Consider the following 17,775-nt stretch of genomic DNA (forward strand, 5'->3'; position numbering starts at 1 on the left):
TTTTCATTGAGTATGAAATAAGATATGCACAAATTGATTAGAAAAGTCAAATGAATTTCTACAAATGTTTTAGCAATCGCAATCTACTTGTCTAGATTCAATCTGATATATTTTCGATTTAATGATATGGTATTTAAAACCTCCAAAGCAGCTTGCTCCATTATTTTACTTACGTGAGTGTAGATGTTATTTATTGTTTTAGCGTCTTTGTGTCCCACTCTAACCATTATAGCTTTTAATGGGATATTCTTCTCAGCTAGTGTACTAAAGAGTGTGTGCCTGAAAATATGGGAACTAAGGGGCTGGTTTATCGGTTTCGCTAGTTTAGTATTTGCCTTTTGAAAAGTGATCTTAAATGCCTTTCTCTAAATTTACATATCACTATTGTTTAACAAAATATAATCTGCTTTAGGTCACTTATTCTTTTTTGAAATGTAGAATGAACTTTTTCAAAGTTTTTCGAATCTTTTAAAATCTGTTTGTTTTATATCGTCATTCTCCCTCTTTTTTAATTCTCCCTATACAGCCTGACAACTTTTCCGATGGTGCGAATACGGTTGCTTTCGTCTAGGCAGATGTCGGGGTATTCGGGATTGAGTTTTTTGAGGTAGCCTTGGCGGAGTTTCTTGACATAGTTAGCACCGTCTACTTGGAAGATACCGATGGTATTATAGTCAATCTGTGGGGGATTCTTGATAAATAGGTAGTTGCCGTTTCTTATCTTTGGCTCCATGGACCTGCTGACGACATAAGCGATTACGTCGTAGTCGTCTGAGATTTCATCCTCATAGAATGGAAACTCATATCTAAATCGTCATCCTGCATCGAGCGGCTACCTGCAGAGATAAACTACCTAACACGAGAGTAAGTAGTCTGTCTGTAGTCGTCCAGTCTGATGATTTTTATGATACTTCGTTTATCTTCGTTTTTCTGCTCATACAGTTGCCTCTCGGCATAGGTCAGGAATTTACCTTGTCTGGGTGATGCCCGTTGGTCGTAGATAGATTGGATATCGCTAGGAGAATCCTTTTGAACTGGAGGAAAGAGGCATCAATCAAGCTACTGAATACTTTAGCTAAGTCAAATATAGTATTTTTCTTAGTAGACCTAACCCTTTTTTCATAATTTCCAATGGTGTTTTTACTTATACCTATCTTAGTACCCAATTCTTATTGAGTCCAACCATTACTAGTCTGTATTGTTTTATTTTTAGCTTCTAACAATCGCAATCTCTTCTTTATCTACGAATGAAATCGCTTTCTGTTTTTATAAGTAAAGCATAACGCGAAATCCACGAAAATGAAAACTTTGTTGTGTTTTCGTAAAAAAATTGTTGACAGAGCACGAAACGCCTATTATAATTAAATCAAGCTTAAGGAAATAACAAAAAAAACAAATCGGAGGGAAAGACGATGAGCATATTAAATGAGAAAGTAATCAATATCTGTAAATCAGTAGTTAAAGAAACTTTAATCCAAGACATTTAGGAGAAAAAGATGAAGAAATCAAGAAAATTAGCCATATTAGGAATCTGTTCAGCTTTGTTTTTAGGCTTGGCAGCTTGTCAGCAAGATGCTACAACTTCGAATGGGACGAGTCAAAGGCAAAGTAGTTCAACGAAAGTTCCATGGAAAGCTTCATACACCAACCTAAACAATCAGGTAAGTACAGAAGAGGTCAAATCTCTCTTATCAGCTCACTTGGATCCAAATAGTGTTGATGCCTTTTTTAATCTCGTTAATGATTACAATACCATTGTCGGCTCAACTGGCTTATCAGGAGATTTCACTTCCTTTACTCACACAGAATACGATGTTGAAAAAATCAGTCATCTCTGGAATCAAAAGAAGGGTGATTTTGTTGGAACCAACTGCCGTATCAATAGTTATTGTCTTTTGAAAAATTCAGTCACCATTCCAAAACTTGATAAGAATGATCAATTGCTTTTCCTAGATAACGATGCGATTGATAAGGGGAAGGTCTTTGATTCACAAGATAAGGAAGAGTTTGATATTCTATTTTCGAGAGTTCCAACTGAGGCAACGACGGATGTCAAGGTTCACGCTGAAAAGATGGAAACATTCTTCTCCCAATTTCAATTCAACGACAAAGCTCGAATGCTATCTGTAGTCTTGCACGACAATCTGGATGGTGAGTATCTGTTTGTAGGCCACGTTGGAGTCTTAGTACCGGCTGATGACGGTTTCTTATTTGTAGAGAAATTGACTTTCGAAGAGCCCTACCAAGCGATTAAATTTGCCAGCAAGGAAGATTGTTACAAGTATTTAGGCACCAAGTATGCGGATTATACAGGCGAGGGACTGGCTCAGCCTTTTATCATGGATAATGATAAGTGGGTTAAACTTTAATGGTGGTATGATATGACAGTAATCCTAGGACTTTTATTTCTATTTTTGATGAGTTGGTGGGTTATTTCAATCGTTAATAGCCAGAAACCACGAAAAAATGAAACATTTATTGGCTATATCCAAAGATACGATATTGATGGGAATGGCTATCAATCAGAAGTATGGGAAGTGACTGAGGAGGAAGATTTATAATTAAAGAACAGACTCGTCTTTACAGTATTGCACCTATTTCCAGATAGTCCATTTGTAGTTTTATCCAGATTGCTATATAATTTAATTTAGAGAAAATAGGAGGACTAATCAGATGGAATTAAAAGATTTTACAGAAAAAGAACAGGAAATGATTAAGAAGGGGCTGACTACGTCTAAGATTAGTGACAAGGAAACTGCTGAGAAGATTTTTGCACTAGTACCACAAGACTTGATTAAGCGCATTCCGTTTTTCGTCAGAAAACATGCTACGACACGTACGATTAAACGCATTTCAATCGAACACCCTGAGCTTTACGCTGCAGCTCAAACAAGTGGTGAGATTCCAGAAAAAGAACGAGAAGAATTACGTCAGATTATCACAACTATCTTTGAACAAAAGATGAATAAGCATAGTATTAAGTAGAGAATGAAAAAATATTTTATTGGTGGTTTGGGAAGTAATGTCTATCATAGCAAGGATATTCTTCAAGAACTAGATTCTCAGGTTTATTTTCTAAATCCATATGAAAAACATCTTCGAGATGAAACAGAATTGAAATCATGGTTTAAAAAATCGATAGAAGAGGAAGAATCTATCTGTCTGATAGGCCATTCTCTTGGAGGAGATTTGGCTCGTTATCTCGCATCGGAATTTCAAGAAGTGAAGAAACTGATTCTTTTGGATGGTGGCTATCTAGATTTAGATAAGATTTTACCTTTAGATACAGAGTTAGAGGAAACTAAAAATTATATCAAATCTCAAATTGTTTCGGACTTAGCTCTTCTTATTTCTAAAGAAAAATCTGAAGCAAAGCATTGGTCAGAAAATATGGAGAAAGCCGTAAGGCAGTCCTATCACTGGAATTCTGAGTATAATAGATATGAGTTGGCTATAAATTATGAAAATATAGAAGCGATACTCCGCTTACGGAGAAAAATACAAGCTTTTAAGAGAGAAGTGGGAGATACCTTATTTATTAGTCCTCGCTATCCTAATGAAGCTACATGGAGAGAGGAAACACTAAAAGAATTACCAGATTATTTTGATACTATTTTTCTAGAAAACGTTGGCCATGAGCTTTATACTCAAGCACCCAAAAAAATCGCTAGTATGATTAATGAGTGGCTCTCTTATTCTCACTGAGTTGCTTGTATGGCTTGAAATGGTATAAGATGAAAATCTACAAGTCACTAATTCTCATATAACAAAAAAAACGAACAGGCTCTTTTCTGTCATTCAGAAGAGAACTTGTTCGTTTTTATCTTGATTTTCTTAAAAAGCTCGATAAACATAGGGATTTTCTGGTTTATCGACTTTTGTAAAGCTGTCGATTTCCAAGGTTGGGAGATTTTGTTTGAGTTCTTTATGGTAGTGATTGAGCAGTTTTCCTTTGGCCGTAATCCAAGTGTTGTTTTCATACTGCCGGGTATTTCCCTTGGTCAGCAATCCATAGACACCAGAATCTGCGATACAGTGGATAATGCCGAATCGGAACAGAAATTGACTATTGGCATGACTGGGGTCGTTATAGACAAAGCCTGTAAACTGGATTGTCTTGCCCTCAAACTCATCTGGATAGTCGTAGATAGCCTCCATGACCTCCATATAGTTTTCATTAGTGATCTGAATGCTATCCTGGGACAAGTATTTATCCGCCGCCGTTCGCATTTCCTTTTCATAGGCTGATTTTGAAAAATAAGAACTGGTGTCTGGTTTCAAATATTGGCTTGTCGTCCCTTCACTTGTCTGAATGGCTAGATCCGTTCCTTCCGATAGGGGGAAATGATAACCTTTAGCAGAAACGGTCTGAGAATCCAAGCTAACAGTTGGGAAAGTTAAGCCGATGACAAGTGGAATAGCCAGAAGAGAAATACTCGTCATCTTGGCCAATCGGCTGTTCAGATGACTGTGGGTTTTGACTTGCTTCATCCAGATATACAATTGAACAATTGCCAAGATAAAGGAAAGCACCATGGAGATATAGGCCAGATAGGAATAGTGCATGTTGATGTACTGGTTTAGTTTGCCCGACAGATGGAGGTAAATAGTCAGTTCAAAATAGCCAGCTAAAACTAAAAATCGAATCATAGGATGACTCCAATCAAGAGAGAATAGGCTAAAACGACCAGAGTCACAATCGTAATGAAGTGACTAATAAATCGTGCTTTCAAGTAATTTTTCATCATGAGAATATTTTTGATATCCAGCATTGGGCCAATGACGAGAAAGGCCAGAACTGGAGCCAAACCGAAACTCGAGAGAAGAGAAGCACCTATAAAGGCATCCGCCTCACTACAGAGCGAAAGAAGAAAGGATAAAATCATCAAGAGCAGGATGGCAAAAAGAGGGGTCGCACTGATAGAGGTCAGAATCCGAGTCGGAACGTAGACCTGTATTATAGAAGCAAAGAGGCAGCCAAATACCAAATAACGCCCCGTATCAAAAAATTCATCAATGGCCTGCACAAAGACCTGAAAAACTTTTTTTGCAGAACTAAAGTAAGAAAAATCATGCTCATGACAAGTCAGACGATTTTCTTTCTGAATCGGTTCTTGCCAGAAAAATCCTAGAAAAATTCCTAGTATTACAGCCACAAGAATGGAACCCAGAGCTCGTAATAGGGCGACATGGAAGGAGTTGCCAAAGGCAGAATAGGTCGCAAAAAGAACAATGGGATTGATAACAGGTGCTGTCACAAGAAAGGGAACGGCCGTGTAACTGGGAACCTTCTTTTCCAGAAAACGATTGATAATCGGGACGATTCCACATTCACAAGAGGGGAAAAGTATTCCAACGAAGGTGCCAAAAAAGATTCTTCCCCAACGATTTCGAGGGAGAAAATGATAAACCTTGTCAGGTGTGATATAAACCTCAATCAGCCCTGAGACAATGCTTCCTATCAGAACGAAAGGGAGGGCTTCAATGATAATGGAGAGGAAAATAGCCCCAGTCTGAAGTACACTAGATGGGAGTTGTTGAAAAGCAGTCATCTAGTTTTTCTTTTCTGCTTTGGCTTTTTTCTCTTTGTCATCAGGGAAAGTGACTTGTTTCAAATCTGGGAGTTTAGCAAACTCTTCAAACATCTTGTCCAAGTCGTCTCGTTTTGTAAATTTTACAGCCATAGGTGTACCTCGATTCTAAATTCTACCTCTATTATACTATTATTTTGAGGAAAAGGGAAAAGTTAAAATTGAGTATCTAACGAATAATAGAGTTTGATATATCCTGATATACACTATGATTGTGATATAATAGTTGTGGAATAACGGAGGAAATTATGGATCATGAAAAAAATCGGTCAGATTACCGATGAAGTAAAAGAAATTTTTGATATTGTTCTTGAAGCGAGCGACATAAAGGTCAACAAAGACGGTTTGAGAAGCCATATGATAAAAGGCCATCACAATGATGTGATTCATCATATTGAAGACCTGGAACTCATACTAAGGAACCCAGATTTCGTCGGCATCAATCCACGAGAGAAAGACGCCAGTTTTGAATATGTAAAAAGATTTGATAATAATGTTCTTGTTGCGATTAAGTTGCGATTAAGTTACATAAAAGTGGAGATTTCTTTTATGTTCCGACCATGTATCGTTTACAAGATTACAAGTTACAAAGTCGTATTAAGTCTGGTAGATTGAGAAAACATAACATTAAATTGTCTGAAAATTTATTGACAGATTAGAAAAAACATAGTATAATGAAACGTAAAATGAATTCAGGTTTCCTGAACCGATAGGAGTATACAATGAAAAAACTAGGTTTTGTCCTTTTATCTTCAGCCTTGCTATTGACAGCTTGTGCTAATAACCAATCTAAGCCAAGCAATACGAGTGATTCGTCCAAGGTGACAGCCTTGTCTGAAGACAAGCAAAAAATGCTTGATAAGGCTACTGCTGACTATAAGACTTTTGTGCAAGACCAAATCGATAAACTGTTGACAGATACAGAAGGCTTTGTCAAACTGTTGAAAGAAGGTAAGTTAGAAGAAGCTAAGAAGGTCTATCCACTGATTCGTATGTCTTATGAGCGTTCAGAACCGATTGCCGAGAGTTTTGGTGAGTCAGATGTCAAGATTGACTTCCGTTTGGCAGACTACATGGACGAAAACAAGACAGAAGAGGGATGGTCAGGTTTCCACCGTATTGAGCGTATCCTTTGGGAAGACAATACAACTAAAGGAACTGAAAGCTATGGTGATCAGTTGGTCAATGATATCAAGGAATTGAAAGCCAAGATTGCAACTGTTGATGTGGACTACAAGGTTATGCTGACTGGGGCAGTCGACTTGCTTAACGAAGTTGCAACAAGTAAGATTACAGGGGAAGAGGAAATTTATTCTCATACAGACTTGTATGACTTCCGTGCCAATATCGAGGGAGCTGAGAAGATTTTCCAACTCTTTAAACCTTTGCTTGAAAAATCAGACGCTAACCTAGTTAAAGAATTGGAAGCGGACTTCAAGTCTGTCAATGATTTGTTGGACAAACACATGACCGACAAGGAACACTACAAGCTCTATACAGATTTGACAACAGAAGATACCAAAGAATTGTCAGAAGCTGTGACAAAACTTGGTGAGCCTCTATCACAAATGGGTAAATTTCTTAGTGGAGAATAAGAGTCATGACTGAAAAAGACGAAAAGTTTTTTGAGAAGAAAATGGACCGTCGAGAATTTCTAAAAAAAGCAGGGATTGGAGGGGCTGGTTTAGCGCTAGGACTCTCTGGTGCTTCTGCTTTTTTCGCACCTAAGCTAGGAAGTCAGGAAAAAATCTCGTACGGAAATGAAAAAATTGCTTTTTATGGCAAGCATCAAGCTGGGATTAGTACGCCCATGCAAAAGAATATCTATTTTGTTGTCTTGGACCTGCATACGACGGATAGAGATAAGATTATCCAGCTATTCAAGGATTGGACGGATTATAGTGCCAAGTTGGTTGAGGGGGAATTGGTCAAAAAAGATGGCCAGAATGCTCTCTTGCCTCCGAGTGATACTGGTGAGACAGTCGGGCTCAACCCTCATCGTTTGACGCTGACTTTTGGTGTGTCTGCGAGTTTCTTGAAAAAGATGAACTTGGAAAACAAGCGTCCTCAAGTTTTCAGGGATTTACCGCCTTTTCCTAAAGAGCAATTGCGTGAAAAATATACTGGTGGAGATATTGTCATCCAGGCCTGTGCAGATGATGAGCAGGTTGCCTTTCACGCTATTCGCAATCTCATCCGTAAGGGGAGAAATGCCGTGACCCTTCGTTGGAGTCAGTCTGGTTTTGCAGCTATCGGGGATCGAATGGAGACTCCGCGTAACCTCTTTGGTTTTAAGGATGGAACAGCAAATCCAACCAAGGAGAAAGACTTTGACCGCGTCATTTGGGCTGATAGTAAGGACTGGATGGAAAATGGTTCTTATATGGCAGTTCGTCGGATTCAGATGTTTTTAGAAACTTGGGATCGTACTAGTCTTGAAGAACAAGAAAATACCTTTGGTCGTTACAAGGAAAGTGGTGCCCCTTTCGGTAAGAAAAATGAGTTTGATGAAGTGGATTTGAGTCTTTTGCCTGATGATTCGCATGTTCGTTTGGCTAAGGAAGTGGACAAGCCGCTTTTGCGTCGTTCTTATTCTTACTCTGATGGAATTGATGAAAAAACTGGCCAGTTTGATACGGGCTTGCTCTTTATTTCTTTCCAGAAGGATCCTGATAACTTTGTCAAGGTTCAAACCAATCTAGGCGCTACTGATAAGATGAATGAATACATCACTCACATCGGTAGTGGACTCTTTGCTTGCTTTGGTGGTGTGGAGAAAGGGGGCTACATTGGTCAGAAATTATTGGAAGGCTAAAAGCTGGTTACTAGTTTTAGCTTTGTCACTTTTAATTCTTTCCCCAGTAGGTGCCCAAGAAAGTCTGAGTTTTTACTTTGTGAAAATCACAGATGCTTCTAAAGCGGTCAAAAATGGGAGTCAGTCTGAGGCTCAGAAACTCGTTCAGGAGATGGCATCAGACTTCGAAAGAGTAGAAGACAGCAATTCTGAGGCTGGTAAAGTTGTTAAGGAAAAGTTAGCTCAATCAGGCGAGATTACTGAAGACAAACTCACCGAAATTTCTGCAGCCCTATTAGCTTTTGAAAAAGAACAAAATCCTGTTGACCTAGATGCGGAAAAGGAAAAATTGGTCAACCGTCTCAGTCCTCGTTTTGAAGCCTTAGAGCAGGCCATTGCCTCCAAAGATTTGGAAAAAGTTCGAGAGGCCTTTAAGAAAATGAATTCCACTTGGACCATCAATGAAAGTGTGGTTCGTGACAATAGTACAGCTCATTATGGACGTGTTGAAACAGCTATTTCCTTCCTGCGTAGTAGCATGGAAACCGAGCCTACAGATTTTAATTCAATCCAGATTTCCTTTGAGGACTTAAAAAAGGCTATTGATGATTTTGTAGCTGGAAAAGCAGTCGTAGCAACATCTTCTGATTTGAGTCTTAAAGACGGTATTGCCCTTTTGACAAAGGCTTTGGAACAATTCCAAGCTGGTGATCAAGCATCAGGAGCAGCTAGCATGAAGGAATTCATCACTATCTGGCCAACGATTGAAGGCTCTGTTAGCACGACCAATCCTTCCCTCTATACTCGAGTGGAAAGTGAAAGCCCTGTGATTATGGTCAAGGGAAGTGAGAAGGAATACCAAGAAAAATTAGAAAAACTGATTGCAGATTTATCACAAATTGATACTAGCGCACGTTACAATGCCTTTGATGCCATGCTGATTCTCCTGAGAGAAGGGGTAGAGGCTCTCTTAATCGTCATGGCCTTGGTGACGACCTTGAAAGCAGCCAAGATGCGAAAGGGACTCAAGTGGGTTTATGGTGGTGCTATCACTGGAATCATGGCTAGTCTCCTTATTGCTTTTATCCTGCAAATTGCCTTTCCAGCAGTAACATCAGGCTCCAATCGTGAAATCATCGAAGGAGCAGTGGGAATTTTTGCAGTAGCTATGATGATTTTGATTGGAATCTGGCTCCACAGCAAATCCTCGGTCAAAAAATGGAATACCTTTATGGAGTCACAAATGGAAACAGTGACCAAGACAGGCTCCTTTATTTCCATGTTTGCTCTCAGTTTTCTAGCTGTTTTCCGTGAGGGAGCAGAAACCATTCTCTTTTATGTTGGGATTTTACCAAGGATTTCCAGCTTTGAATTTGTCTTGGGAATCTCACTTGCCTTACTGGTTCTGGTAATTATTGCCATAGTGATGAATAAGGCCAGTCAATTCTTCCTGCCACATAATGTCTTCTTTATCCTGACTTGGATGATTTATGCCCTAGCCTTCAAGATGCTGGGAGTTAGTGTCCATGCTCTTCAGTTGACCAATATGGCACCAAATCACTTGCTGACAGGCTTTCCAACGATCGATTTGCTTGGAATTTATCCAAGTTGGGAAGGCTTGGTCAGCCAGCTAGTCTTTGTTATTATTGTCTTGATTGTCACTTTTAGACAGGGTGAAAAATAGATGGACAGAAAAGAATTGACAATCGTGGAACATCTGGTAGAATTTAGAAAGAGATTATTGGCTGTGGTCATTTGTTTCTTTTTGGTATTTTGTGTCTCCCTACTTTTTGCAGACCAGATTTATCAGTATGTGCCCCAATCTTTTCAGCAAAAGTTGATTGTTTTAGGACCTAATGATATTTTATGGATATACATACGTTTGGCTAGTCTGATGGCCTTTACCATCACCTTGCCTTACACGGTGTATCATATTTGGTCTTTCATCAAACCCGGTTTAAAGAAGGAAGAAGCTAGAGCGATTTTTGCCTATATTCCAGCTAGTTTCCTTTGTTTTCTAGTTGGACTGGCTTTTGGTTTTTACTTTGTAACACCAGCCTTACTTCAGGTTTTATTAGGGCTAGGAGAAGGACTATTTGAAACGCAGTTAACAGCCCAAAATTATCTGTCCTTTGTTTTTCAAACGACCTTACCCATGGCTCTGGTTTTTGAATTGCCAGTTATCATTGCCTTTTTGACGTCGATTGGCCTCATTGGACCAGAATTATTGATTGCTTATCGCCGATATGCCTATTTTATCTTATTGGTACTTGCAGTCATCTTGACACCAGCTGACTTTGTCAGCGATTTAGCAATGACTGCCCCCTTGATATTACTCTATGAATTGAGTATTACCATCAGCAAACACATTATGAAACGCAAGCAGAAAGGAGCGAGAAATGGGAATCTTACGTGATATCGGAGCACCAGGATTGATTATCATCGTTTTAGGAGCTCTCTTGATTTTTGGACCAAAACGATTACCTGAACTAGGCGAGTCAATCGGTAAAATGCTATCTGAATTTAAAAAAGCAGTTAAAGGAACTGAAAATCAAGATAAGGAAGATTAAATCTGGTCTAATTAAAAAACTTTGTACTCTGGAAACCATTGTGTGGCTAGCTAGAGTGCAAAGTTTTTTTATTTTTTAGTTAAAATGAAGACTGTGTTCCTTATAAGTACAAGGTTATTAAGAGAGTGGTGGACATTAAAATGATGATTTTGAGTTTTTGTTATTTTTGCTTTGGAGCAAGGTAACATAGTCACTTTTGGTGTGAAATAAGTGGGAAAGAAAAACAGTTCTTTGAGTCTGGTCGATAAAGTAAAGCAAGATATACTGACCGATAATTTTTCCTCGCGTAGGGTACTTACTGTTGATTTTTAGTCCGATTTTTTCATCTGCATCAAAGCCAGCTTCAGGAAAAGTTTCTAAACTTTTTAAGCCGTCTAAAATTCTGGCTACAGTATTCTTAGCAGACTGAGGTGATAAAAGAACAGTAGTAATGTAGTCATGGATATTGTCAATTGCCTGACTCACTTCAGTAGAAAGACTCACTTTATAAGCCATATCGTAGCCTCATATTGTCTAGGGAAGTTCCTTGTCCGGATTCGTATTCTCTTAAGGAGCGTTCAGATTGGGCTTGTAGTTCCTGAATCAATCGCTCACGATGTATATCTTCTGCAGTTTTTATTGGTAAATCCTGTTCGAGAACAATCTGCTCGATAAAAAGACTAATAGCATCCGTCATAGTCATTCCTTTTTCCTTGATGATAGCTCTAGCTTGTTCCATTGATGACTCATTGATTTTAAAATTGTATTGCTTAGTAAGTGATGTCGTCATGGTATATCTCCAATCTATACTATATATAGCTAGTATATATCTTTTATATTTTTTAGGCAAGAGAAAACTTTGTACTCTAGAAACTATCGAGAGTGTAAAGTTTTTTTAGTTTGGAACATGAAAACAGCAGTTGATTTCAAGAAACAAAAAAGAACAGCCGAAGCTGTCTTTTTCTCATTATTTGAGACCGTATTTTTTGTTGAAACGATCCACGCGTCCATCTGCTTGAGTGAACTTTTGACGTCCAGTGTAGAATGGGTGTGAGTCTGATGAAATTTCCACACGGATCAATGGGTAAGTTTCGCCTTCGAACTCAACTGTTTCGTTAGAGCGTTTTGTTGAACCGCTAAGGAATTGGTAACCAGTAGTTGTGTCCATGAAGACAACTGGGCGATATTCTGGATGGATATCTTTTTTCATTTTACAATATTTCCTTTCTGCCATGGTCTCTTTGCGAGCCATAGATTGTTACCATACTAGTCTATCAGATTCTGAAAAGTTTGGCAAGTATTTTATCAGTTTTTAAGCAAGTTTTTTAACTTTTGGTAGATGATTTCGTTTTCTTCTAGGCTATAGGAATTAGCACCACTTGCTAGAGGGTGGCCTCCACCATCATGTTCCTTGGCAATTTCATTGATAGGATGAATTTTACTGCGTAAGCGAACGCGGTAGTGGCCAACAGCCTGCTCCACAAAAATTCCCCAGAGACTAACACTATCAATGCGTCCAGGTGCACCGACAATGGCTGCAGTTTCAGCATCGGTAACATTAAATTGTTTCAAGACTTCTTGACTCAGGATAACTCGCGCTGCACCATTTTCATCCACTTCCAGATGGTCGTAGATGTAGCCTTGAAGTTTAGCAATTTTGTAACTCATAGTGTCCATTTTGCGAGTGAGAGCCGCAAAGTCAAAGTTCTGTTCTCTTAGATAGGCAGCCAGACGAAGAGTCCGTGCAGTGGTAGAAGGGTAGAGGAAACGACCTGTATCGCCAACGATTCCTGCAAAGAGCAACTCAGCAGCGCAATCTGACAAGGCTAGTTGGGTTGTTTGGGCAAATAGGGTAATCATCTCGCTAGCGCTACTTGAACTAGTATCTACCCAAGATAGGTTACCGTATACATCATCATTTGGATGGTGGTCAATCTTAATGAGAAAATCACCTTGACTATAGCGCTTATCATCGATACGAGCAGTATTCGCCGTATCACAGACGATGACAAGTGCGCTCTGGTAGGCACTATCTTCAACAAGATCCATCTCAGCCATCCAAGTAAGAGTCGGTTCATCATAACCTACGGCTTTGATGTTTTTTTCAGGGAAATGATATTCCAGCAAGGCTTTCAAGCCCACTTGACTTCCCAAGGCATCAGGGTCTGGTTTCATATGACGATGAATGATAATCGTGTCGTATTCTTTGATTTTTTCTAAAATTTGATGGCAAATTTCCATAAATAACCTCAATTCTTTCTCATTTCATTGTAGCACAAGAATTTTTATTTTTAAAATGAAAAAGATGTGATATAATGGAGAAAGATAAATTGAGGAGGACGATATGGTATTAGCAAAAATTGTATTTGCCAGTATGACCGGTAATACCGAAGAAATTGCAGATATTGTAGCAGACAAATTACGTGACTTGGGCTTGGATGTCGATGTTGATGAATGTACAACTGTTGACGCTTCAGACTTCTTGGAAGCTGACATCGCTATCGTTGCGACCTATACTTATGGTGATGGTGAATTGCCAGATGAGATGATGGACTTCTACGAAGACCTAGCAGATCTCAACTTGAATGGCAAAATCTACGGAGTGGTTGGTTCAGGAGATACCTTCTACGATGAATTCTGTAAGGCTGTTGATGACTTTGATCGTGTTTTTGTTTCGACAGGAGCAGAAAAAGGTTCAGAATGTGTTAAAGTTGATCTCTCTGCTGAGGAAGAAGACATTGAGCGCTTGGAACAATTCGCAGAAGAATTGGCTGCTAAAGTAGGATAAGTATAAACGTGCGCTGATGTAATCAATCAGTGCATTTTTCTTATCGTGAGTTAGGATTTTACTAGCCTATTTGGCGGCTTTTTGATACAATAATTCAAATAAAGGAGGAGACTGTATGGATTTAGATAGTATTCGTCAAGAAATTGATCAAATCGACGACCAAATCGTCAAGCTCTTAGAAGAACGAATGCATTTGGTTGAGGGTGTAGTTGCCTATAAGAAAGCTTCAGGTAAACCGATTTTAGATACCAAGAGAGAAGCGGTTATTTTTGAAAAGGTTAGAAGTCGTGTAGGAGATAAGCGCTATCAGGAAACTATTGTCGCGACTTTTTCGGACATACTCAAACGTTCGCGTGATTATCAGAATCAGAATATCAAATGAAAAAAGAACAATTTTATCCGCTAGGCATTTTTATAGCTGCTATGTTGGGCGGACTTGTGCGCTACCTTGTTTCTACTTGGTTATCAGCCAGTCCAGACTTTCCTTGGGGCACTCTCTTTGTCAACTATCTGGGAATTTTCTGCTTGATTTATCTTGTCAAGGGATATTTGGTCTATAAGGGGACTAGTAAGGGCTTGATTTTAGCACTAGGGACGGGCTTTTGTGGAGGTTTAACAACTTTTTCCAGCCTAATGCTTGATACTGTGAAGCTGCTTGATACAGGGCGTTATCTTAGTTTAGTCCTGTATTTGCTTTTGAGCATCGGTGGAGGCCTACTCTTAGCTTATTTTCTAGGGAGGAAGAAATGGTAATCGTCTATCTTGCAATTGCTTGTGGTTTCGGAGCTTTAGTGCGCTATTTCTTTTCCCGCTATAATCAAACTTCTAAATTGCCCCTCGGAACGCTCATAGCCAATCTTCTAGGTTGTTTGTTGATTGGATTATTCTACAATCATGTGGAGTCTAAGGAAGTCTATGCTATTTTAGCAACAGGATTTTGTGGAGGTTTGACAACTTTTTCGACCTTGAATGACGAACTCCAAAGATTGTTAAGTGATAGGAAGGGATTTTATTCTTATTTAGCTTTGACCTACCTCGGTGGTTTGATTGCGATTTTTTTAGGAATTCTGCTATAAATTTCTTTACTTTTTTGTGGAAATTTGGTAAACTGTATCTTGTGTGTAATGGACGCACAAAAATACAGTTTATCCGCTGAGGAAGATTCCTCAAGATTGACAAAGATAGGAGAATAAAATGAATCCATTAATCCAAAGCTTGACTGAAGGTCAACTTCGTACAGATATCCCATCATTCCGTCCTGGTGACACTGTTCGTGTACACGCGAAAGTTGTCGAAGGTAACCGTGAACGTATCCAGATTTTTGAAGGTGTTGTTATCGCACGTAAAGGTGCTGGTATCTCAGAAAACTACACAGTTCGTAAAATCTCTAACGGTGTAGGTGTTGAGCGTATCTTCCCCATCCACACTCCACGTGTTGAAAAAATCGAAGTTGTTCGTTACGGTAAAGTACGTCGTGCAAAATTGTACTACTTGCGTGCTCTTCAAGGTAAGGCAGCTCGTATCAAAGAAATCCGTCGTTAATTCGACTAAAACTCTGCTTTTTCAGCAGAGTTTTTATCTAGCTCCCTTAGTTCAATGGATATAACAACTCCCTCCTAAGGAGTAGTTGCAGGTTCGATTCCTGCAGGGGGCATAATAAGAAGCGTAAAGAAACATAAAGAATATTCAAAGTGTTTATTTGTAGGCAATCATCACAATTTAGTTTTTTAAAATAGGTTAGTATTTTTGGAATCTTTGACCAAAGTGTGACCAAAATTTGACCAAAAGTCAATGAATATAGAATAAAGTAGATCAGGAAGCTGGTCTATTTTATTTTGTAGTTATTGAGAAAAAGTGGTTTGTTTTAATTTGACTATTATACACATAATGCGTATAATAGTAAGTGTAAGGAGGTAACGAATATATATGCCACTTACAGGTAAAGAAATGGTGAAACTAGCTCTTGAGAATGGATGGGTTGAAGTTCGTCAAAGAGGAAGTCATCATCATTTTAAGAAAGAGGGTTTTTCTTATCTTGTCACGATTCCAGTTCATGGAAATGAAGATTTGGGAAAGGTATTGGAGAGAAAGATTCTCAAAGATTTAGGATTGTAATTTTTACTTTCCTAAGTCTTTTTACATCAGAGGTAGTAGAATGTTGGAGGTAGTAGAATGTTAAAAACGTATCCAGCTATTTTTCATAAAGAAGGAACAGGATATTGGGTAGAATTTCCAGAATTTGGTGGTGGTACAGAAGGAAAAAATATCGAAGAAGCGATGAAAAATGCTCGAGAAATGCTTGAAAATGTTTTAGCTTCTTATATCGATGAAGGGATGGCGTTGCCTACTCCAAGTGATATTTTAAAGATTGAAGTTTCAGATGGTTTTGTATCAATGATTCAAGTTGATCCTGCGCCTTTTGTGAGAAGTAACAAGGCGATTAGAAAGAACGTGACCGTTCCTGAATGGCTAGTTCGTCTTGCTGATCGAGAAAAGATTAACTATTCAGAAGTTTTGGCACAAGCATTAGAGAAGAAGTTGCAAGTTTAAATTTAAAGACTGTATTTATTAGGGAATAAGTTTGATATGTATTGGTAAAAGTGATACAATAGATATACAAGAAGAAAAGGAGAAATGCTATGTCACAAATTGCTGTAAGAGTAGATGATGAATTGAAAAAAGAAGCGACTGCGATTTTTAATGAGTTGGGGTTGGATATGTCAACTGCTGTGAAGTTATTTTTGAAGCAAAGTGTGTTGACAAGAAGTATTCCTTTTGAAGTTAAACTTGATTCTGAGTAAGGTGAAATAAAAGTGTGGATAGATATAATCTAAAGGGGTTCGGTTATGGTTTATACAATAGATCAGATAAAGGAAAAAATTGTTCCTGTTGCTAAACAATATGATTTATCTAAAATTTATCTATTTGGCTCTTATGCTAGGGGCGAAGCTGATGGGAAAAGTGATGTTGATATTGCTTTGGAGTTAGAGGATGATTCTATATATTTTGATGTATATGGTAGACTTTTGACTATTTTTGATGGTAATATAGATATTCTATTGGTTAGTGATTTACTTTCTCCAAAAACAAACATTGGGAAGTTAGTCAAGAAAAATTTTTTGAATGATAGAGAGGTTATTTATGAGAAGTCAATCTCTTGAAACTGATATAGCATATTTGAAGGATATGGTTTTATATCTTGATAAGGCCGATGCTGTTTTGTATAAAGCAAGAAGATATAATTTACCTTTAGATGATGATATGGTAGTTGATTCTATCGCTATGAATTTAGGACAGGTAGGAGAACAGTTATCGTTAGGCAAATTATCAGAGGAAGTAAAACAGAAGTATTCAGATAGGATAAACTGGACTCAGATAAAAGGTTTTAGAAATTTTATTTATCATAATTATTCTAACTTAAATTTTAAAATTATAGAGGGTATATTGAAGGAATCTGTTCCCAAAACGAAAGAATCTTTACACTCGATTATAAGAGAATTAGAAGGTGAATTATAAAATAGAAAATGAAAGAGAAACTCTAAAAACGTATGGAAGATTTGCTAGAAATCGACAAATTTTATTCCTCAAAAAACGAATACTTCCATAAGAGAAATTATTATTGATGAAGATTTAATATCTGTATTGGATGCATTGAAAGAGGAACAAGATAAGGTTCTTTATAATCGTGAAGAATTAAAGAAATATGATTTGGTCTCTTGTGATAGAAGGTATAAACTTTCTACAAATTATGGATTGAATAAATACTTGAAAGTATTTTTATCCGAACTTGGGATAGGTAGCCAAACCATGATAGCAAAAGCAGGCAGGCATATTTACGGTTTATATTTATTAGACTTCCTGCAAAACTAGAATCCTAGTTCATGATTGATAATACCAACAATCAAATTCATTCGTAATCCGAAGCGTTTACGATGATTTCGATAGGTTGTTGAAAATATTTTAAACGTTTTCATAGTGAGATGAAATAAGAACAGGACAAATCAATCAAGACAGTCAAATCGATTTCTAACAATGTTTTAGAAGTAGAGGTGT

The 17,775-nt window shown here is 38.0% G+C and carries 28 protein-coding genes, 1 tRNA gene and 3 pseudogenes; 22 read left to right on the top strand and 10 right to left on the bottom strand.

The window, feature by feature from the left end:
• Nucleotides 1-83 precede the first annotated feature (83 nt).
• Together HT671_RS00395 and HT671_RS00400 are read right to left on the bottom strand one after the other, a co-directional pair.
• Nucleotides 84-350 (bottom strand): tyrosine-type recombinase/integrase, encoded by a 267-nt coding sequence (locus tag HT671_RS00395; RefSeq protein ID WP_138703280.1) that lies wholly within the window; start codon nucleotides 348-350, stop codon nucleotides 84-86.
• A gap of 158 nt (nucleotides 351-508) precedes the next feature.
• A pseudogene (locus tag HT671_RS00400) lies at nucleotides 509-1,023 on the bottom strand (S24 family peptidase); the annotation flags it as partial.
• Nucleotides 1,024-1,496: 473 nt separating this feature from the next.
• Here HT671_RS00400 and HT671_RS00405 point away from each other — a divergent pair.
• From HT671_RS00405 to HT671_RS00420, 4 genes are all read left to right on the top strand, one after another.
• A complete protein-coding gene (locus tag HT671_RS00405; protein WP_000749590.1) occupies nucleotides 1,497-2,369 on the top strand; it encodes a DUF4300 family protein in 873 nt (290 codons plus the stop codon).
• Nucleotides 2,370-2,381: 12 nt separating this feature from the next.
• The gene (locus tag HT671_RS00410; RefSeq protein ID WP_000216060.1) at nucleotides 2,382-2,561 is read left to right on the top strand and encodes a hypothetical protein; all 180 of its coding nucleotides are present in this window, start codon (nucleotides 2,382-2,384) and stop codon (nucleotides 2,559-2,561) included.
• A 112-nt stretch (nucleotides 2,562-2,673) separates the two neighbouring features.
• A complete protein-coding gene (locus HT671_RS00415; RefSeq protein ID WP_000420552.1) occupies nucleotides 2,674-2,985 on the top strand; it encodes a hypothetical protein in 312 nt (103 codons plus the stop codon).
• A gap of 3 nt (nucleotides 2,986-2,988) precedes the next feature.
• Nucleotides 2,989-3,705 (top strand): alpha/beta hydrolase, encoded by a 717-nt coding sequence (locus tag HT671_RS00420; protein WP_138703269.1) that lies wholly within the window; start codon nucleotides 2,989-2,991, stop codon nucleotides 3,703-3,705.
• Nucleotides 3,706-3,834: 129 nt separating this feature from the next.
• Here the strand turns inward: HT671_RS00420 and HT671_RS00425 are convergent, their stop codons facing one another.
• Genes HT671_RS00425 through HT671_RS11850 form a run of 3 tightly spaced genes read right to left on the bottom strand, consistent with a single transcriptional unit; the run spans nucleotide 3,835 to nucleotide 5,684 of the window.
• A complete protein-coding gene (locus tag HT671_RS00425; RefSeq protein WP_000617844.1) occupies nucleotides 3,835-4,650 on the bottom strand; it encodes a TIGR03943 family protein in 816 nt (271 codons plus the stop codon).
• A complete protein-coding gene (locus HT671_RS00430) occupies nucleotides 4,647-5,552 on the bottom strand; it encodes a permease (RefSeq protein WP_172922999.1) in 906 nt (301 codons plus the stop codon). The genes HT671_RS00425 and HT671_RS00430 overlap by 4 nt, the downstream gene beginning before the upstream one ends.
• On the bottom strand, nucleotides 5,553-5,684 hold the full coding sequence (locus HT671_RS11850; RefSeq protein WP_000268685.1) for an SPJ_0845 family protein: 132 nt from the start codon (nucleotides 5,682-5,684) through the stop codon (nucleotides 5,553-5,555).
• Nucleotides 5,685-5,846: 162 nt separating this feature from the next.
• Here HT671_RS11850 and HT671_RS00435 point away from each other — a divergent pair, with 162 nt between their 5' ends.
• From HT671_RS00435 to tatA, 6 genes are all read left to right on the top strand, one after another.
• A complete protein-coding gene (locus HT671_RS00435) occupies nucleotides 5,847-6,206 on the top strand; it encodes a hypothetical protein (RefSeq protein ID WP_138703270.1) in 360 nt (119 codons plus the stop codon).
• A gap of 107 nt (nucleotides 6,207-6,313) precedes the next feature.
• On the top strand, nucleotides 6,314-7,186 hold the full coding sequence (gene efeO, locus HT671_RS00440) for an iron uptake system protein EfeO (protein ID WP_023941325.1): 873 nt from the start codon (nucleotides 6,314-6,316) through the stop codon (nucleotides 7,184-7,186).
• 5 nt (nucleotides 7,187-7,191) lie between these two features.
• Entirely contained in the window at nucleotides 7,192-8,406 is a 1,215-nt protein-coding gene (gene efeB / locus HT671_RS00445; protein WP_119943626.1) for an iron uptake transporter deferrochelatase/peroxidase subunit, read from the top strand.
• Complete coding sequence (locus HT671_RS00450) at nucleotides 8,381-10,069, top strand: FTR1 family protein (protein ID WP_138703271.1); 1,689 nt, start codon at nucleotides 8,381-8,383, stop codon at nucleotides 10,067-10,069. The genes efeB and HT671_RS00450 overlap by 26 nt, the downstream gene beginning before the upstream one ends.
• The gene (gene tatC, locus HT671_RS00455; protein WP_138703272.1) at nucleotides 10,070-10,801 is read left to right on the top strand and encodes a twin-arginine translocase subunit TatC; all 732 of its coding nucleotides are present in this window, start codon (nucleotides 10,070-10,072) and stop codon (nucleotides 10,799-10,801) included.
• Complete coding sequence (gene tatA / locus HT671_RS00460; protein ID WP_000512112.1) at nucleotides 10,785-10,955, top strand: twin-arginine translocase TatA/TatE family subunit; 171 nt, start codon at nucleotides 10,785-10,787, stop codon at nucleotides 10,953-10,955. Before tatC ends, tatA begins: the two co-directional genes overlap by 17 nt.
• A 135-nt stretch (nucleotides 10,956-11,090) precedes the next feature.
• On the opposite strand, the gene HT671_RS00465 is transcribed toward tatA, so the two are convergent.
• The 4 genes from HT671_RS00465 to HT671_RS00480 all read right to left on the bottom strand — a co-directional run bounded on the left by HT671_RS00465 (nucleotide 11,091) and on the right by HT671_RS00480 (nucleotide 13,175).
• Nucleotides 11,091-11,450 carry a type II toxin-antitoxin system RelE/ParE family toxin gene (locus tag HT671_RS00465; RefSeq protein ID WP_023936126.1) on the bottom strand — a complete coding sequence of 120 codons (360 nt, stop codon included), beginning with the start codon at nucleotides 11,448-11,450 and terminating at the stop codon, nucleotides 11,091-11,093.
• Entirely contained in the window at nucleotides 11,440-11,724 is a 285-nt protein-coding gene (locus tag HT671_RS00470; protein WP_050208398.1) for a type II toxin-antitoxin system RelB/DinJ family antitoxin, read from the bottom strand. Before HT671_RS00470 ends, HT671_RS00465 begins: the two co-directional genes overlap by 11 nt.
• A gap of 177 nt (nucleotides 11,725-11,901) precedes the next feature.
• On the bottom strand, nucleotides 11,902-12,144 hold the full coding sequence (locus HT671_RS00475; protein WP_000710764.1) for a type B 50S ribosomal protein L31: 243 nt from the start codon (nucleotides 12,142-12,144) through the stop codon (nucleotides 11,902-11,904).
• Nucleotides 12,145-12,239: 95 nt separating this feature from the next.
• The gene (locus tag HT671_RS00480) at nucleotides 12,240-13,175 is read right to left on the bottom strand and encodes a bifunctional oligoribonuclease/PAP phosphatase NrnA (protein WP_138703273.1); all 936 of its coding nucleotides are present in this window, start codon (nucleotides 13,173-13,175) and stop codon (nucleotides 12,240-12,242) included.
• Between the two features lie 103 nt (nucleotides 13,176-13,278).
• Here HT671_RS00480 and HT671_RS00485 point away from each other — a divergent pair, with 103 nt between their 5' ends.
• The 12 genes and pseudogenes from HT671_RS00485 to HT671_RS12000 form a co-directional block, all read left to right on the top strand.
• Nucleotides 13,279-13,722, top strand: coding sequence for a flavodoxin (locus HT671_RS00485; RefSeq protein ID WP_000241950.1), 444 nt, complete (start codon nucleotides 13,279-13,281; stop codon nucleotides 13,720-13,722).
• 115 nt (nucleotides 13,723-13,837) lie between these two features.
• Nucleotides 13,838-14,104, top strand: a complete 267-nt coding sequence (locus HT671_RS00490) for a chorismate mutase (RefSeq protein WP_000362492.1) — start codon at nucleotides 13,838-13,840, stop codon at nucleotides 14,102-14,104.
• Nucleotides 14,101-14,475 carry a fluoride efflux transporter CrcB gene (gene crcB, locus HT671_RS00495; protein WP_000712082.1) on the top strand — a complete coding sequence of 125 codons (375 nt, stop codon included), beginning with the start codon at nucleotides 14,101-14,103 and terminating at the stop codon, nucleotides 14,473-14,475. Before HT671_RS00490 ends, crcB (HT671_RS00495) begins: the two co-directional genes overlap by 4 nt.
• A complete protein-coding gene (gene crcB, locus HT671_RS00500) occupies nucleotides 14,469-14,798 on the top strand; it encodes a fluoride efflux transporter CrcB (RefSeq protein WP_138703274.1) in 330 nt (109 codons plus the stop codon). Before crcB (HT671_RS00495) ends, crcB (HT671_RS00500) begins: the two co-directional genes overlap by 7 nt.
• A 118-nt stretch (nucleotides 14,799-14,916) precedes the next feature.
• Entirely contained in the window at nucleotides 14,917-15,264 is a 348-nt protein-coding gene (gene rplS / locus HT671_RS00505; RefSeq protein WP_001068669.1) for a 50S ribosomal protein L19, read from the top strand.
• Between the two features lie 40 nt (nucleotides 15,265-15,304).
• Nucleotides 15,305-15,376: transfer RNA gene (locus tag HT671_RS00510), tRNA-Arg, on the top strand.
• Between the two features lie 272 nt (nucleotides 15,377-15,648).
• A complete protein-coding gene (locus HT671_RS00515) occupies nucleotides 15,649-15,837 on the top strand; it encodes a type II toxin-antitoxin system HicA family toxin (protein WP_023941316.1) in 189 nt (62 codons plus the stop codon).
• 57 nt (nucleotides 15,838-15,894) lie between these two features.
• The gene (locus HT671_RS00520) at nucleotides 15,895-16,272 is read left to right on the top strand and encodes a type II toxin-antitoxin system HicB family antitoxin (protein ID WP_000921490.1); all 378 of its coding nucleotides are present in this window, start codon (nucleotides 15,895-15,897) and stop codon (nucleotides 16,270-16,272) included.
• A gap of 89 nt (nucleotides 16,273-16,361) precedes the next feature.
• Nucleotides 16,362-16,523: a type II toxin-antitoxin system RelB/DinJ family antitoxin gene (locus tag HT671_RS00525; RefSeq protein WP_000077979.1), complete on the top strand. Its 162-nt coding sequence runs from the start codon at nucleotides 16,362-16,364 to the stop codon at nucleotides 16,521-16,523.
• A 45-nt stretch (nucleotides 16,524-16,568) separates the two neighbouring features.
• Nucleotides 16,569-16,883, top strand: coding sequence for a nucleotidyltransferase domain-containing protein (locus HT671_RS00530; RefSeq protein WP_000263130.1), 315 nt, complete (start codon nucleotides 16,569-16,571; stop codon nucleotides 16,881-16,883).
• Nucleotides 16,864-17,238, top strand: coding sequence for a HepT-like ribonuclease domain-containing protein (locus tag HT671_RS00535; RefSeq protein WP_001257560.1), 375 nt, complete (start codon nucleotides 16,864-16,866; stop codon nucleotides 17,236-17,238). Before HT671_RS00530 ends, HT671_RS00535 begins: the two co-directional genes overlap by 20 nt.
• Nucleotide 17,239: 1 nt before the next feature.
• A pseudogene (locus HT671_RS12000) lies at nucleotides 17,240-17,574 on the top strand (site-specific integrase); the annotation flags it as partial.
• Nucleotides 17,575-17,588: 14 nt separating this feature from the next.
• Here HT671_RS12000 and HT671_RS00545 read toward each other — a convergent pair.
• A pseudogene (locus HT671_RS00545) lies at nucleotides 17,589-17,696 on the bottom strand (IS5/IS1182 family transposase); the annotation flags it as partial.
• Between the last annotated feature and the right edge of the window lie 79 nt (nucleotides 17,697-17,775).

This window comes from Streptococcus sp. 2741 (assembly GCF_013276315.1).
GTDB classification, from domain to species: Bacteria; Bacillota; Bacilli; order Lactobacillales; family Streptococcaceae; genus Streptococcus; species Streptococcus pseudopneumoniae.